Source organism: Variovorax sp. P4_B10, assembly GCF_056402375.1.
In genome coordinates, this window is sequence record NZ_JBFUHN010000008.1 from 40,186 (window position 1) to 56,096 (window position 15,911).

14 protein-coding genes are annotated in these 15,911 nt (G+C 67.8%); 12 read left to right on the forward strand and 2 right to left on the reverse strand.

Annotation, left to right across the window (positions count from 1 at the left end; all coding sequences use genetic code 11):
• The first annotated feature begins 17 nt into the window (after nt 1–17).
• The 5 genes from AC1DXX_RS06175 (at nt 18) to AC1DXX_RS06195 (ending at nt 5,428) form a co-directional block, all read left to right on the forward strand.
• Complete coding sequence (locus AC1DXX_RS06175; protein WP_478133290.1) at nt 18–1,280, forward strand: sterol desaturase family protein; 1,263 nt, start codon at nt 18–20, stop codon at nt 1,278–1,280.
• 118 nt (nt 1,281–1,398) lie between these two features.
• Nucleotides 1,399–2,073, forward strand: a complete 675-nt coding sequence (locus tag AC1DXX_RS06180; protein WP_478133291.1) for a DUF3348 domain-containing protein — start codon at nt 1,399–1,401, stop codon at nt 2,071–2,073.
• 10 nt (nt 2,074–2,083) lie between these two features.
• Nucleotides 2,084–4,174 carry a DUF802 domain-containing protein gene (locus tag AC1DXX_RS06185; RefSeq protein ID WP_478133292.1) on the forward strand — a complete coding sequence of 697 codons (2,091 nt, stop codon included), beginning with the start codon at nt 2,084–2,086 and terminating at the stop codon, nt 4,172–4,174.
• Nucleotides 4,171–4,821 carry an OmpA family protein gene (locus tag AC1DXX_RS06190; protein WP_478133293.1) on the forward strand — a complete coding sequence of 217 codons (651 nt, stop codon included), beginning with the start codon at nt 4,171–4,173 and terminating at the stop codon, nt 4,819–4,821. The genes AC1DXX_RS06185 and AC1DXX_RS06190 overlap by 4 nt, the downstream gene beginning before the upstream one ends.
• Complete coding sequence (locus AC1DXX_RS06195; RefSeq protein WP_478133294.1) at nt 4,814–5,428, forward strand: DUF2894 domain-containing protein; 615 nt, start codon at nt 4,814–4,816, stop codon at nt 5,426–5,428. Before AC1DXX_RS06190 ends, AC1DXX_RS06195 begins: the two co-directional genes overlap by 8 nt.
• A 20-nt stretch (nt 5,429–5,448) precedes the next feature.
• Here AC1DXX_RS06195 and AC1DXX_RS06200 read toward each other — a convergent pair whose 3' ends face one another.
• Together AC1DXX_RS06200 and AC1DXX_RS06205 are read right to left on the reverse strand one after the other, a co-directional pair.
• On the reverse strand, nt 5,449–6,348 hold the full coding sequence (locus AC1DXX_RS06200) for a DapH/DapD/GlmU-related protein (RefSeq protein WP_478133295.1): 900 nt from the start codon (nt 6,346–6,348) through the stop codon (nt 5,449–5,451).
• Between the two features lie 85 nt (nt 6,349–6,433).
• On the reverse strand, nt 6,434–8,293 hold the full coding sequence (locus AC1DXX_RS06205; RefSeq protein WP_478133296.1) for a M48 family metallopeptidase: 1,860 nt from the start codon (nt 8,291–8,293) through the stop codon (nt 6,434–6,436).
• Between the two features lie 299 nt (nt 8,294–8,592).
• Here AC1DXX_RS06205 and AC1DXX_RS06210 point away from each other — a divergent pair, with 299 nt between their 5' ends.
• The 7 genes from AC1DXX_RS06210 to AC1DXX_RS06240 all read left to right on the forward strand — a co-directional run bounded on the left by AC1DXX_RS06210 (nt 8,593) and on the right by AC1DXX_RS06240 (nt 15,871).
• Nucleotides 8,593–9,474, forward strand: coding sequence for a CmcJ/NvfI family oxidoreductase (locus AC1DXX_RS06210; protein WP_478133297.1), 882 nt, complete (start codon nt 8,593–8,595; stop codon nt 9,472–9,474).
• A 51-nt stretch (nt 9,475–9,525) separates the two neighbouring features.
• Nucleotides 9,526–10,740: a multidrug effflux MFS transporter gene (locus AC1DXX_RS06215; protein WP_478133298.1), complete on the forward strand. Its 1,215-nt coding sequence runs from the start codon at nt 9,526–9,528 to the stop codon at nt 10,738–10,740.
• 92 nt (nt 10,741–10,832) lie between these two features.
• Entirely contained in the window at nt 10,833–12,188 is a 1,356-nt protein-coding gene (locus AC1DXX_RS06220) for an MFS transporter (RefSeq protein WP_478133366.1), read from the forward strand.
• A 20-nt stretch (nt 12,189–12,208) separates the two neighbouring features.
• Nucleotides 12,209–12,844, forward strand: a complete 636-nt coding sequence (locus tag AC1DXX_RS06225; RefSeq protein ID WP_478133299.1) for a paraquat-inducible protein A — start codon at nt 12,209–12,211, stop codon at nt 12,842–12,844.
• A complete protein-coding gene (locus AC1DXX_RS06230) occupies nt 12,841–13,584 on the forward strand; it encodes a paraquat-inducible protein A (RefSeq protein WP_478133300.1) in 744 nt (247 codons plus the stop codon). Before AC1DXX_RS06225 ends, AC1DXX_RS06230 begins: the two co-directional genes overlap by 4 nt.
• Nucleotides 13,581–15,230: a PqiB family protein gene (locus AC1DXX_RS06235; protein WP_478133301.1), complete on the forward strand. Its 1,650-nt coding sequence runs from the start codon at nt 13,581–13,583 to the stop codon at nt 15,228–15,230. Before AC1DXX_RS06230 ends, AC1DXX_RS06235 begins: the two co-directional genes overlap by 4 nt.
• On the forward strand, nt 15,227–15,871 hold the full coding sequence (locus AC1DXX_RS06240; protein ID WP_478133302.1) for a PqiC family protein: 645 nt from the start codon (nt 15,227–15,229) through the stop codon (nt 15,869–15,871). The genes AC1DXX_RS06235 and AC1DXX_RS06240 overlap by 4 nt, the downstream gene beginning before the upstream one ends.
• Nucleotides 15,872–15,911: the final 40 nt, after the last annotated feature.

Sequence of the window (15,911 nt, forward strand, 5' to 3'; positions counted from 1 at the left end):
GAAGGCTCTCCCCCTCCATGACCACGCCATCCCCCTCCGACCGCCTCAAGGCCGATGTGGCCCAGGAAATCCGCAAGGGCGTCGACCTCGCGCTCTCTCATGGTCCGCTTCGACCCGGCAAGGGCATGGTGAGCGGAATGCTGGCCCTGGTGCTCGCCAACTTCAGCATGCTGGCCGTTCTGATGTTCCAGTTTCCGGTTTTCCTGAGCACGCCCAAGGTGCGCGAGTACCTGAGTTTCGATGCGATGCGCACCGTGCTGCTGGTCGCGATGGTGCTGTGCGGCGCGCTCGCATTGACCAACATCGTCTTCAACCGCGTGCGGCGCCTGTCGGCCTGGGCCTTGTTCTGGCTGGCGGTGTCCGTGGTGGGGTCGCGGCTGGGCGTGAGCGCCACCGGGCATGGCTGGTTGCCGGTGGGCGGGGTGACCGGCAACATGCCTTACCTCGGCATCGACTGGTTCATCTTCGACCTGCTGGCGACCACGCTGTTGTTCACCACCATCGAAAAGCTCAGGCCCTTGCGGCCCGACATGCCGGTCTTCCGCAAGGAGTGGCAGACCGATTTCATGTATTTCGTGACGGGCCATCTGCTGGTGGGCCTCACGCTGTTTCTGGTCTACGCCGTGCTCTACGGCGTGAGCGGCATGCTCGCCGGCCTCGATCCGGTGGCACAGGACACGCTGCGCGGCTGGGTGCGGCATCTGCCGTTCGGCTGGGCGCTGCTGCTGCTGATCCTGATCACCGACTTCGCGCGGTACTGGCTGCATCGCTTCTATCACGAGACCTCCATCGGCTGGCGGCTGCATTCCATCCATCACAGCGCCGAAAGCATGGACTGGATTTCGGGCAGCCGCACCCACGGCGTGGAGACGGTGCTGTCGACCGTGGTGATCCTCGCGCCGGCGTTCCTGCTCGGATTTTCGCAGGGCGTGATCAACGTCTACATCCTGATCGCGGGTGTGCAGGCGGTGTTCAACCACACCAACGCCTCGGTGCGGCTGGGCCCGCTGCGCTACCTCGTCGTGACGCCCAATTTCCATCACTGGCACCACAGCCGCGACGCCGAAGGGCTGGACCGCTGCTATGCCGCGCACTTCGCGTTCTGGGACTATCTGTTCGGCACGGCGGTGAAGGCCGAAAAGAACAAGATCTGGCCCGACAACTACGGCGTGGTGGGCGACTACGTGCCCAAGGGCTTCTGGCGGCAGCAGCTGTATCCGCTCACATGGTCCGGACGCTGGACCGACGAGCACGGCGTGGCACATCGCGAGAACCGCTGATCCGGCGCTGGCTTGTGACCGGCACCGGCAAGATGTCACGCAAAGCAACGGCGGGTGGCCAAGGGGCCATTCGGGGAGGGTCGGCAGTGTAGACTGCCAGGTTTTTCCGACTGGCGGTATGGTGCAAGTGTCACGGCGCACAGGCTTCACCGGCTCGGCGCTGATTCGCTTGCTCGCTCGACTGACCGACATCGAAGTTCCCGAGCCCAAGCAAGCCTTCGCGGATCGATTGAGCCAATGGCTCGGTTGGACCGATGCGATCTCTTTGTCTGCGGCTTTGAACGGCAATCCGGCGATTGCGTCCTCATCCGGCGCGCGCGCGTCCGGCACCGCCGAAGAACGCGAATTCACCCGTGTGCGAACCGCGCTGGCCAACGCCATCGCGGACGACACACGCAACGCCCCCGTGGACACCACGGCCGACTTCGCGGCCCATCGCCGGCGCTACCTCGCCAGGCAGCAGGCCATGGAGACGAGCATCGGCCCGTTGCGCGGCCGGCTGCGGTCCACGCTGGCGAGCCGGTCGCCCGACATGGCGCGGCTGGCGGCGGTGGATGTGGTCATGGAGCAGGTGCTGAGCGCGCAGGAGCACCGCTTGCTGGCCGCCGTGCCCGCGATGCTCGAAAAGCATTTCGAGCGCCTGCGCCAGGCCGAGGTCGACACCGACCCCGAGGCCGGACCCGGCGCGTGGCTCAACGTGTTCCGCAAGGACATGCACGACGTGCTGCTCGCCGAGATGGACATCCGATTTCAACCAGTCGAAGGGCTGCTCGAAGCCCTTCGCACGAGGTAACCAGAGTTTCATGACCAGATTTCTTCATCGCATCGTCTTTCTTGTCGGCCTCGTTGCCGTGTGCTGGGTCGGCGTCGGGTACATCGGCGCGAACCCGCTGGCGCTGGCGATCACGGTGCTGATCGGCGCGTTCTACCTGATGGGCGCACTGGAGCTTCACCGCTTCGACCAGGCCACTACCACTTTGGCAAGCGCCGTGGCGGACATGGCCGAGGCTCCGGCCAGCCTGGGCCAGTGGCTGGACAAGATGCATCCGTCCCTGCGCAACGCCGTGCGCCTGCGCGTCGAGGGCGAGCGCGTCGGGTTGCCCGGTCCCACGCTGACGCCGTACCTCGCAGGGCTGCTGGTGCTGCTGGGCATGCTGGGCACCTTCCTGGGCATGGTGGTCACGCTGAACGGCACCGGCACGGCGCTGGAAAGCGCATCGGACCTGCAGGCCATGCGCGCCTCGCTGGCCGCGCCGGTCAAGGGCCTGGGCGTGGCCTTCGGCACATCGCTCGCGGGCGTGGCCGCTTCCGCGATGCTGGGCCTGGTCTCGGCCCTGTGCCGGCGCGACAGGCTGCAGACCGCGCAACTGCTCGACACGCGCATCGCAACCACCTTGCGCGTGTTCTCGCTGGCCCATCAGCGCGAGGAGTCCTTCAAGCTGCTGCAGCGGCAGGGCGAGGCGATGCCCGTGCTGGTCGATCGGCTCCAGCTCATGATGGCGGCGATGGAGCGGCAGAGCCACGCGTTGAACGAGCGGTTGATCTCCAGCCAGGACAACTTCCACAGCAAGGCCGAGGCCGTGTACGAAGGCCTGGCTTCTTCCGTGGGCCGATCGCTGAAGGACAGTCTGACCGAAAGCGCCCGTGCGGCCGGCGCGACGATCCAGCCGGTGGTCGAAGCCACGATGGCCGGCATCGCGCGCGAAACCGCCTCGCTGCACGACACCGTCGGGCACAGCGTGCAGCGGCAGCTGGACGGGCTGTCGAGCCGTTTCGAGGCCACCACCACCACCGTCGCGGACATCTGGAAGACCGCGCTCGCCGGGCAACAGCGCACGAGCGAGGCGCAGGCCAAAGACTTGCGCATCACGCTGGACCAGTTCACGCAGACCTTCGAGCAACGCTCGTCCTCGCTGGTGGAGGGCGTCTCCGCCCGCCTCGAAGCCACGGTCGGCAGCATGTCGGACACCTGGCGCAGCGCCCTGGCACAGCAGCAGAACGTCGGCGAGAACCTGTCCAGGGCCACGCACGAAGCGCTGACCGCGGCCGCGGCCACCTTCGAACAACACTCGGCCTCGCTGCTGGGCACGGTGGGCCAGGCGCACACCGACCTGCAGACCGAGATGGCGTCGCGCGACCAGCAACGCCTTGCGGCCTGGACCCGGTCGCTCGAGGCAATGGCCGTGTCGCTGCAGCAGGAATGGCAGCAGGCAGGTGCGCGCAGCGAGAGCCAGCAGCACGAGATCTGCAAGACGCTGGCACAAACCGCCACCGACATTTCGGCGCAGACCGAAGCCCACGCGAAGACCACCATCGCCGAGATCGCCCAGCTCATGCAGGCGGCCTCCGAAGCACCGCGCGCCGCGGCCGAAGTGATTGCCGAACTGCGCCAGAAGCTGTCCGACAGCATGGTGCGCGACAACGCCATGCTCGAAGAGCGCAGCCGCATCCTGGGCACGCTGGAGACCCTGCTGGGCGCGGTGAACCACGCCTCCACCGAACAGCGCTCGGCCATCGATGCGCTGGTCGCCTCGTCGGCGGACCTGCTCGACCGCGTGGGCTCGCGCTTCACCGACAAGGTCGAGACGGAAACCGGAAAGATGGCCGACATCGCCGCACAGATCACCGGCGGCGCGGTCGAGGTGGCAAGCCTGGGCGAGGCCTTCGGTTTCGCCGTCAAGCTGTTCACCGAATCGAACGACAAGATGGGAGCGCAGCTGCAGCGCATCGAAGGCGCGCTCGGCAAGTCCATCGCGCGCAGCGACGAGCAGCTGGCGTACTACGTGGCGCAGGCCAGAGAGGTCATCGACCTCAGCATCCTGTCGCAGAAGCAGATCGTCGAGGACCTGCAGGAGCTCGCCAGCCAGCGGGCGGCCGTGGGCAGCGAAGCGTGACGACGGAAGACATCGACGCCGGCGTGGAGTCGGCGGTGCCCGTGTGGGCCGTCTTCGGCGACCTGATGTCCGGGTTGCTGGGCGCCTTCGTGCTGATCCTGGTGTGCGTGATCGGCATGCAGCTGGAACTCGCGACCCAGCTGGAATCCGAGGTCAAGCAGCGCAAGGCCGAGGCGCAGCGGCTGCAGACACTCGAGCAGGCCCTGGCCGGGCCGCTGGCGGCGGGCCGGGTGACGCTGAACAACGGGCGCATCGGCATCAGTGGCAACGTGCTGTTCGCCTTGAACTCCGCGGAGTTGCAGCCCGAAGGCCGGCAATTGCTGAAGAGCCTGGCCGCGCCGCTGACCGCCTACCTCCAGGCCCGTGACGAGATCCTGATGGTGAGCGGCTTCACCGACGACCGGCAGGTGCGGGGAGGCAACCGCCAGTTCGCCGACAACTGGGAGCTGTCGGCCCAGCGGGCCCTCACGGTGACCCGGTCACTGATCGAGGAAGGCATTCCTTCATCCTCCATATTTGCGGCGGCGTTCGGCGCCGAGCAGGCCGTGGCGTCGAATGCCGATGCCGACGGACGTTCCAGAAACCGGCGCGTGGAAATGGCGCCCACGCCGAGGCGGTCTGACGCCATCGCCAAACCCCGTGGCTAGCGAAGAGGCAAGCAGCGGGACCGGTGCGACGCTCGACGCCTGGCGCGAGCGTGGCGCTTATCGCCTGGACCCCGTCCGTTTTCATTTCATCGAGACGCTGGCGAGAAGGGCGGCCGCCCACAGCGGCGATGCGCGGCGCATCCTGGACGACAAGGTGGCCGGGCTGCTGGTGGCGTACGGCGAGGATCTCGAAAAGGCCCCGCGCGCCGAAGGCACTCCGGCCGAACAACCCGCTCGCGGGGCGCTCGCCGAACTCGCCGACCACCTTGCCCGGCATGCTTCCTCCCAGGGGGACGGGGCGGCGGCCCACAGACTGAAGACGCTCGAGTACTTCAGAAGCACCTGGTCCAGGCTCAGCGCCGAACGACGGCTGACGCAGTCGCTGGCGAAGCTGCCGCAGAATGCCGGCCCCCTCAACTCGCACAACCTCGTGCATCGATCGCTCACGTTGATGCGCGACCTGTCGCCGGAGTACCTCAACCGGTTCATGTCGTACGTCGACGCCTTGTTGTGGGTCGACCAGGCGAGCAGCGGCAGTGCCTCGGCAGGTACGGATGCCCCGCGTGCCGAAAGCGCCAGGAAGAGCGGCCGCGGCAAGGCTGGCTAGTACGCGGCTTCGTCGAAACCTCAGTCGTTGCTGTGCAGCGTCGTGTTCAGCCCGCCCCATCGCGCCGAACTCGTGGGCAGAACCTCGACGGCCCCGGTCTGGCTGTTCCGGCGAAACAGCAGCCCGGATTGACCCGAAAGCAGCTTGGCCGCGACGACCTTGCCGTCGGGCAGTTTCACCTTGGTTCCGGCGGTGACGTAGAGGCCCGCCTCGACGATGCATTCGTTGCCGAGCGAGATCCCGATGCCCGCATTGGCGCCCAGCAGGCTGCGGTCGCCGATGGAGTTCTTCGTTTTCCCGCCGCCGGACAAGGTGCCCATGATGGAGGACCCCGCGCCGACGTCGGAGTTCGTCCCGACGGTGACCCCGGGGGTGATGCGTCCCTCGACCATGGACGCGCCGAGCGTGCCCGCGTTGAAGTTCACGAAGCCTTCGTGCATGACGGTCGTCCCCGCGGACAGGTACGCGCCCAGCCTGACGCGGTCGGCATCGGCAATGCGCACGCCTTCGGGAACGACGTAGTCGGTCATGCGCGGGAACTTGTCGATGGAGGGCACGGTGAGGTGGTGGTACTCGGACGCAACCAGGTCCCGCAATTGCTCCACCTTGCCGGGAAACACCGGGCCGGCGGAGGTCCATGCGATGTTGGGCAGCAGGCCGAAGATCCCCTCGACGTTGAGCTTGTTGGGACGGACGGCTCTCTCGGACAGGAGGTGCAGGCGCAGGTAGGCGTCTTCGGTCGAAACGGGCGGGGCGTCGAGGGACTCGATCGACACATCGACGGTGTCGCCCGAGATCAGCCCGACCTTCTCGGCCAGGCAGCTCCTGTTGCGCCGGGCGCCCTGTGCCGGAAACCAGACGTCGATCGTCCGGCCTGTTTCGGCGTCGCGGTACCTGTGGCCGGTGCGCTGGATGGTCATCAAATCTCCTGTCGATGGATTGCGAATGACGCTCGGCCCGGCGCTGCCTGCTCCGACCGCGCGCCGTGCCCGATGCTGGGTTCGGCTACGACGCCTGCCGTTCTTTTTGCTGCGCCCTCATGACCTGGTGCCGCTGCCAGTAGTGGCCGACGGCGCCCTTGAAGTTCTCCTTCTGCTTGCCGAGGCCGCCCAGCTTGATCTTGGTGGTGCGTGCGCCCAGCATGCCCTTGTCGTGGTGCGTGACGATCAGCGTGTCGCCGAAGCTGCCGTCCTTGTAGGTCAGGTCCTTGACCTCGTCCCACGGGATCGACGAACCGCCATCGGCGCTCGGGTGCAGGCCGGCGTAGTCGACTTCGATGCGTTCGCCGTTCTTCAGCGGGAATGCGATCGGCGGGAAGTGGCGCAGCACCACGGCGCGCTCTTCCTCGGTGGCCGGTTCGTAGCGGTAGGCAAGGCTCAGTTCGTGGTTCGCGACGAAGCGCTGCTCGTAGTCGCTCCACAGGCGCTGCTCGATGGCGGTGGCGGTCTCGATGTCGTCGGCCCAGGTGGCCTGCGGCGCGGTCGAGACGATGGCACCGTAGGCGCTCTCGGGCACATGGTGGCCGACATTGCGCATGCGCTCGAGCAGCGGTGGATGGCTGTCGAAGGGATGCGGCACGTCGGCGGTCTTCATCGTCTCGATGAACGCGTCCGAATCGGCATACGGCGGCAGCCCCGCGGCCACGAAGCCGGCGATGCCCAGCGCGCCGTCGTGCTGGCGGTTCTGCGCAAAGAGCTTCTGCTCGACGTCGTTGCGGTAGCTGGCATAGGCCGAGATCTTGATCAGCGACTGCACGATGGCGCTCGGCGCCGTGAGGCTCGCGGACACGCGGTCGGCCTTGTACTCGCGCTCGCGGCTGTCGCGCGCGAGGGCGAACGCGAAGATCATGCGGTAGAGGCGCAGCAGGTAGTGCGCGACGATGGTCAGGCCGCCGCTGCGCATCTTCCAGGTGTACTGGTCGAACTGCAGCAGCTTGGGGCCGAGCGCAGCGCTGCTGCGGGTGTCGCCGCCGCCGAGGTGGGCCAGCTCGTGGGCCAGCACCGCGTCGGCCTCGGACTGGTCGAGCACGCGCAGCAGCGGAATGCTGACGAACAGCGTGCGGCCGTGCAGCGTGCGTCCGCGCACCTCGCAGGGCGCTTCGGTGACGAAGAAGTTGGTGTCGATGCCCGCAACGATCTGGTCGGGCGGCGCGGTCTTCACACGGCCGGCGAGCTGGCGGATGCGGTCCCACAGGCGCGGCGCGTCGGCCTCGGCAATCACTTCGCCTTCGATCTCGTTGCCGGAAGGCAGTTTCTTGAACAGCGTGTAGACCGCATAGAACACGGCTGCCGCGGCCGCGACGCCGGCAATGACGATCAGCTTGATGTAGTAGCTTTGCCAGAAGTAGGCGGTGAGCCAGAACGAGAGCCATACCAGCATCGCGCTCTGCAGCACGACCTCGACCGCGCTCGACACCGTCATCAGCCGCCAGCCCGCGACGAAGCTGGCATAGCGCAGGCCGCGGTTGGCGAAGGCCAGCGCGCCCAGCACCAGGGCTGCCGCGAGCAAGGCCGCGCCGAGCGCCAGCGTCCAGACGGCGGCGCGGTCGGCCCAGTGGAACTGCCAGTGCATCGAGTAGGGGCTGCACACCTTGTCGTGGAAGTTCTTGTCTTCCGGCGCGGTGGCGTCGCAGGCCTTGGAGAGCGGGTGGCTGCGATAGAACTCGGTGGCGCGCGCCTTGTCGTCGGCGGACAGGCCGGCGTCGGCGGTGATGCGCTTTTCGATCGACTGCAGGAATTCGGCGTCCTGCGAACGCAGCGCGTATTCGGTGAAGGCCAGTGTCGCCGCCGGAATGGCGAAGAGCGACACCAGGGTCAGAAGGAAGACACGAAAAAGGTCGGCACGGATCGTGCGGGCGTGGGCCATGGGTAGCTACTCCTGGAAGGCAATGCTGTGATTCGTTGTGGGAGCGGTCCGGGAAGCCGATAGCGTAGCCGCCGTTCGCGTCATCGCGAAATTTCGAGACACGTCAAGCGGGCTGCGTGCCGACCAGCCAACAAATAAGGTTATCGCTTTTGCATCGTTCCGCGCGCCGGGGCGCAGGTATAGCCTTCTGCCTCATTCATGCCTTCCGTCTCTGCTGCAGCACGTGCGGCACCGCAGCGCATGGACGCAGGAACTCGATCTGCGCCCGTTCAAGGAACATTTCTGAGGAGTCATGCCGCATGGGCACCGCATCGAATGGCCACCTGGTGGCCGCCACGCTTTCTTCGGTGGAAGGGGAGCTCAACTACCTGAAGGCCGGGCAGGGCAGGCCGGTGAGCTACACCTTCGAGCCACCGCCGGGCGTGCCCTGGGTGACCGGCGAGCTGGAGCCGCACCGCGTGACGATCCGCGACGGCCGGCCGCTCGTTGCGCTGCGCGAACTGTCGTTCGACCGCAGCGGCTTCACGCAGATATCGCACCGCAGCGCAGTGGCCGATTTTTCGCATGACGCAACGATCCGCGACATCTACTACCGCGAATCCGAAGCGCTGCTGCGCGACGTCACGGGCGCCGAGAAGATCGTGATCTTCGACCATACACTGCGCGACAGCGCGCAGGGCTCGCGCCGTACGGCCGCGCTGCGCGAGCCGGTGCGGCGCGTGCACAACGACCAGACCTTCGTTTCCGCGCCGCGGCGCGTGCGCGACCACTTGCCGCCCGAGGAAGCCGAGGTGCGCCTGAAACACCGTTTCGCGATCGTCAACCTGTGGCGCCCGCTGGCCACGGTGGAGCGCCTGCCGCTCGCGCTGTGTGATGCGCGCTCCATCGCATTCGAGGACATGGTGCCGAGCGACCTGGTCTACCCCGACAGGGTGGGCGAGACTTACTCCTTCACCTGGAACCCCAGGCACCAGTGGTACTGGTTCCCGAGGCTGCGGCCCGACGAGGCCTTGCTGCTGAAGATCTACGACTCGCGCGAGGACGGCACCGCGCGCTTCACGGCGCACACCGCTTTCGAAGACCCGACCGGCGCACCCGAGGCACCGCCGCGCCGCAGCATCGAACTGCGGGCGCTGGTGTTCTGGCCAGCCGATTCTTCTTCCAGAATTAGCGCAGTCTGAGGGCCGACCCCACGCCTGCACCGATGGCCGCCCTTGGCGACAATCGGTTCGATGCGTTCTTCTCCCTTCTTCAAGATGGCCCTGTTGCTGGGTCTGCTTTCGGCTATCGGGCCTTTCGCCATCGACATGTACCTGCCCGCGCTGCCCGCCATCGGGCAGAGCCTGCGCGCAGACATCGGCGCGGTGCAGATGAGTCTCACGGCGTTCTTCCTGTCGCTCGGTGCGGGCCAGCTGCTCTACGGTCCGATCTCCGACATGGTCGGGCGCAAGCCGCCGCTCTATGCCGGCCTCGCGCTGTTCGCACTGGCCAGCGTGGGCTGCGCCCTGGCCACCGACATCCAGACGCTGATTGCGCTGCGTTTCGTGCAGGGCCTGGGTGCCGCGGCCGGCATGGCGATTCCGCGCGCCGTGGTGCGCGACCTGCACACCGGCACCGACGCGGCGCGGCTGATGTCGCTGCTGATGCTGGTGTTCAGCGTGTCGCCGATCCTCGCGCCGCTCGCGGGCAGTGCGGTGATCGCCTTCACGGGCTGGCGCGGCGTGTTCTGGGCCGTGACGGTTGCCGCAGTGGCGGGCCTCGCGATGACGGTCAAGCTCCTCGATGAAACGCGACCCGCCTCGGAGCGCGTCGAAAGCAGCCTCGGCAGCGCCTTGTCGGGCTATTGGTTGCTGTTGCGCGACCGGCACTACCTCGGGCTGGTGTTCATCGGCAGCTTCGCGATGGCGGGCTTCTTCACCTACCTGGCCAATTCGTCGTTCGTGATGATCGGCCACTATGGCCTCTCGCCGGCGCTCTACAGCGTGGCCTTCGGCGTGAATGCGGCGGCCTTCATCGGCGCCTCGCAATTCACCGGCTCGCTCGGCGAGCGCTACGGGCTGGTCAACCTCGTCAAGTTCGGTGTGGTGGCCTGCGGTACGGCGATGGTCGCGATGTTCGTCTACTTCGCGATGGGCGGCGACAGCCTCTGGGTGCTCATCGTGCTGTACTTCATCGCTTCGGGCTTCATGGGCCTGGTGATTCCGACCACCGGCGTGCTGGCGCTCGAAATGCACGGCGCCATCGCGGGCACGGCCTCGGCGCTGCTCGGCACGCTGCAGATGCTGACGGGCGCATTGGCGATGGCGGTGGTGGGTTTCTTCACGGACGGGCGGCCCTTGCCGATGGTGGCCGGCATGGCCGCAGGCGCGCTGATCGCGCTGGTGCTGACCTGGCTCACGCTGGGCAGCGTGCGGTCCGAACCCACACGCAGGACGCAGCAAGCTTGAGCTCGATACACCCAAGCGCCGCGCTGGCGGATGCCGGAGACAAGACGCTGCAGCCCATCGACGGGCTGGCCCAGCCTGCCCGCGGCTGGGCGATGCTGGTCATCATCCTCGGGCTGATCGTGGCGGTGCTCGACGGCACCATCGTCAACCTTGCGCTGCCGGGCATCGCGCGCGAACTGCAGGCGAGCCCGTCGCAGGCCATCTGGGTGGTCAACGCCTACCAGATCGCCACGCTGGTGATGCTGCTGCCGCTGGCCTCGCTCGGCGATCTCGTGGGCTACCGGCGTGTCTATCTCGTGGGCATGGCGGTGTTCACGCTCTCGTCGCTGGCCGCGACCTTTGCCGACTCGCTCGGCACGCTGATCGCGGCGCGGGCCTTTCAAGGGCTCGGTGCGGCGGGGATCATGAGCGTCAACGCGGCACTCGTCCGGCTGACCTACCCCTCGGCGCAACTGGGGAAGGGGATGGCCATCAACTCGCTGGTGGTCGCCACCTCGTCGGTGGCCGGCCCGTCCGTTGCTGCGGCGATCCTGTCGGTGGCGTCGTGGCCCTGGCTCTTTGCCATCAACGTGCCGCTGGGCCTCGTCACTTTCGCGCTGGGCATGAGGGCGCTGCCGTTCAACCGCGTGGCGCCGGCCGCCGGGCTGCGGTTTTCGCCGGTCGACGTGGCGCTCAACGTGCTGATGTTCTCGCTCGTGTTCCTCGGCGTGGACCGGCTGGGCGTGCGCGAAGGGGGCGTGCAGGGCGGTGGCGGGCAGTGGTCCGCCTGGGTCGTCCTGCTGGCCGGGCTGGCGGTCGGCTTCGTCTACCTGCGGCGGCAGCGCAAGCTGGCGGTGCCGCTCTTTCCCATCGACCTGCTGCGCATTCCGGTGTTCGCGCTGTCGATGGGCACCTCGGTCGCCGCGTTCTGCGCGCAGATGCTGGCCTACATCGCGCTGCCGTTCCTGCTGCTCGACGTGTACGGCCGCAGCCACATCGAGGCCGGGTTGCTCATCACCGCCTGGCCGCTCGCCATCGTGGTGATGGCGCCGATCGCCGGTCGGCTGATCGGCCGCTACCCCGATGGGCTGCTCGGCGGCATCGGGCTGGGCCTGCTGGCCACCGGCCTCGCGCTGTTGGCGGCGCTGCCGGCGCACCCGGCCAATGCCGACATCGCCTGGCGCATGGCGCTGTGCGGCTTCGGCTTCGGGCTGTTCCAGTCGCCCAACAACCACACCATCGTCAGTTCCCCGCCTGCGCACCGAAGCGGTGCGGCCAGCGGCATGCTGGGCACGGCCCGGCTGACGGGCCAGACGCTGGGAGCCGTGGTGCTGGCGGGCGTTTTCAGCGTGTGGAGTCCGCACGGCGGCCATGGCCCTGTGGTGGCGCTGGTGCTGGCGGCCTGCTGCGCGGCGGTGGCGGCCGTCTTCAGCAGCTTGCGGCTTAAAACGACAGGCCACGCCGCCTGAATGAGTTAGGGTACGACCCCATGAAGGAAGTACCCGATACCGTGGTTTGCCCGGGTTGCGATGCGGTCTACAGCCGCACGCCGCTGCAGCCATGCGACGTGGCGCGCTGCCCGCGCTGCGGCACGGAGCTCGACAGGCATCCCGGTTCGCAGCAGCAGCGCATCCTGCCGCTGACGGTGGCGAGCCTGATCATGTTCGCCATCGCCAACCTGTTTCCCATCGTGGAGATCGAGCTCAGGGGCCTGCGCAGCCAGACCACGTTGGCCGGCGCGGTGGTCGTGCTGAGCGCCGAGGGCATGTCGCCGGTGGCCCTGCTGGTGCTGGCCACCACCATCCTGTTTCCGCTGCTGCAGCTGTGCATCCTGGCCTACCTGCTGGTGCCGCTGAGCCGCCAGTACCGGCCGGTGGGTTTCGCGCTGCTGGTGCGGGCCATGCAGTCGCTGCGCCCCTGGGGAATGATCGAGGTGTTCCTGCTCGGCGTGCTGGTGGCGATCGTCAAGCTCTCCAGCATGGCGACCGTGGTGCCGGGGCCGGCGCTCTGGGCCTTCGTGGCGTTGACGGTCACGCTGACCGCGGTGCTGTCGTTCAATCCGGGCGCTTTCTGGGAGATGACCTTTCGCCCTGCGGACGAGAAAGAGGAGGGGGCTTCCGCATGAAGCTGTTTGCCTTCCTCAAGGCACGCGAGCCGCAACCGGCCGATGCTGCCGATGCGGATGCCTTCGACGCCTTCGACGACGCAGCGCCGGTGCCCACCGCCGCCTCGCTCGGCCTCATGGCCTGCCCGCATTGCGCCGCCGTATGGCGCGACGCGCAGGAAGGCGATGCCTGCGGCCGCTGCGGCACGCGCCTGCACCCGCGCAAGCCGCAAAGCCTGACGCGGACCTGGGCCTTGCTGATCGCGGCCTGCATCATGTACATACCGGCGAACCTGCTGCCGGTGATGATCACGCGCACGCTGTTCGGCGCGCAGTACGACACCATCCTGAGCGGGGTGATCTACTTCTGGGTGTCGGGCGCCTACGGGCTCGCGGCCATCGTCTTCATCGCGAGCTTCCTGGTGCCGCTGTTCAAGCTGGCGGTGCTCTTCCTGCTCGTGGTGCTGGCGCAGCGCGGCAGCACATGGCGGCGGCGCGAGCGGGCGAAGCTGTATCACATCATCGAGATCATCGGCCGCTGGTCGATGCTCGACGTGTTCGTGGTGTCGCTGCTGACCGGGCTGGTGCAGATCCAGGGCTTCGCGGTCATCACCGCGGGCGTGGGCATCGCGGCCTTCGGGGCGGTCGTGGTGCTGACCATGCTGGCCTCTCTGAGCTTCGATCCGAAGCTCACCTGGGACAGCTCGCAGGTGCAGGCCGCCGAACGGAATTCCGAGAACAGGGAAGAACAGACAGCATGAGTGAAGAAGCGCAACCGCAAGACAAACCGGCGCCGTCAGCGCCCCCGCCGCTGCCGAAGCCGCAGGTCAAGCGCCGCCGCGAATGGCTGCCATCGCTGATCTGGCTGATTCCCATCGTCGCCGCACTGGTCGGCGTGACGCTGGTGGCCCGCATCCTGCTGGAGCGCGGCCCCGAGATCGTGCTCACCTTCAAGACGGCCGAAGGCCTGGAGGCCGGCAAGACCGCCGTCAAGTACAAGGACGTGCAGATCGGCCTCGTCACGCGCCTGCGCCTCGCGCGCGACCGCTCGCACGTCCGGGTGCTGGTGCAGCTCAACAAGGACGCCGAGAGCTTCACCTCCCAGGACTCGCGCTTCTGGGTGGTGCGGCCGCGGCTCGACACCTCGGGCATCTCGGGCCTGGGCACCTTGCTGTCGGGCGCGTACATCGGCGCCGATGCGGGCGTGTCGACGGAAACCGCGGGCGAATTCAAGGGCCTCGAGGTACCGCCCATCGTCACGCGCGACGACTCGGGCCAGCAGTTTCTGCTGCGTGCCAACGACATCGGCTCGCTCGACGTGGGTTCGCCGGTCTACTTCCGGCGCATCAAGGTCGGGCAGGTGGCGGCCTATGAACTCGACGGCGACGGCCGCGGCGTGACGCTGCGCGTGTTCGTCAATGCGCCCTACGACAAGTTCGTTGGCGTCAACACGCGCTTCTGGCAGGCGAGCGGCATCGACGCGCAACTGAGCGCCAGCGGCTTCACGCTGCGCACCCAGTCGCTGGCGACCATCCTGCTCGGCGGCATTGCCTTCCAGGCGCCCGATGACGCGATGGGTCCGCTGGCCAAGGCGAACACCGCCTTCGTGCTGGCGCAGGACGAAACCTCCGCGATGAAGGAGCCCGACGGCCCGCCGCAGACGCTGCTGATGTACTTCAACCAGTCGCTGCGCGGCCTCTCGCCGGGTGCGCCGGTGGACTTCCGCGGCGTGGTGATCGGCGAGGTGAAATCGATCGGCGTCGAGTTCGACCGCGCCGAACGCGAGTTCCGCATGCCGGTGCTGGTGCAGGTCTACCCCGACCGCCTGCGCCGCCGCGCCGGCGAGAGCGGCATCGAGTCGCGCGCCACCCAGCAGGAGCGGCTGCGCTTCCTGACCGAGAAGGGCCTGCGCGCCCAGCTGCGCAGCGGCAACCTGCTGACCGGCCAGGTCTATGTGGCGCTCGACTTCTTCCCGAAGGCGCCGCCGGCGAAGATCGATCTTGCAAAGAACCCGATCGAGCTGCCCACCGTGGCCAACAGCCTCGACGAGATCCAGTCGCAGGTGCAGGAAATCGCGAGCAAGCTCAACAAGGTGCCCTACGAGCAGATCGCGGCCGACCTGCGCAACACGCTCGGCACGCTCAACAAGACGCTGACCAGCGCCGAGCAGACCATGACCCGCATCAACAACGACGTGACGCCCGAGCTGGCTGCCGCCATGAAGGACGTGCGCAAGACCGTCAACTCGGCCGAGCGCACGCTGGCCGACGATTCGCCGCTGCAACATGACATGCGGCAGACGCTGCAGGAGCTGACCCGCGCCGCGGGCTCGGTGCGCGTGCTGACCGACTACCTCGAGCGCCATCCCGAGTCGCTGCTGCGCGGCAAACCGGACGACAAGAAATGAAGAGCAAGAACCTCGCATTCGGAAAACCCGCGCTGGCCGTTGCAGCGGCTGCGCTGCTTGCGCTCGCCGGCTGTGCGAGCAAGCCCGACAACTACTACACGCTCGCAAGCCCGGTCACGCCCGCCGATGCGGCGCCTTCCACCCTGGGCGGCACCGCGCCGCTCTACATCGAACTGGCGCCGGTTGCAGTGCCCGAGCGCTTCGCGCGGCCGCAGATGGTGGTGCGCCAGCCCGGTGGCAGCGTGCAGGTCGAGGTGCTCGAACAGCACCGCTGGGCCTCGTCGTTCGAGAACGAGCTGCGCGATGCGCTCGCCAGCGGCATCGCCAGCCGGCTCGGCGCGCTCGACGTGACCAAGGGCGGGCGGCAGGCCTCGCAGCCGGTCTGGCGCATCGCCGTGCAGCTCCAGCAGTTCGATGCGGTCGATGGCGGCCGCGTCGATGCGGGCTTCAGCTGGACGCTGCGGCGCTCCGACGAGGCGCGCACGCTGGTGTGCCAGCTCAACGTCGGCGAGGCCGTGGGCGGCGGCATGGACGCCGTGGCGCAGGGCGCCCAGCGTGTGGCGGCGGCGGCCGCCGCGGCCATGGCGCGCAGCGTGAGCGCGGCGCGCGCCAATCCGGGAGCGACCGCGTGCGCGATCTAGCTCCTTCTCCTTCCCCCGGGAGGGGAAGGGTCAAGACCAG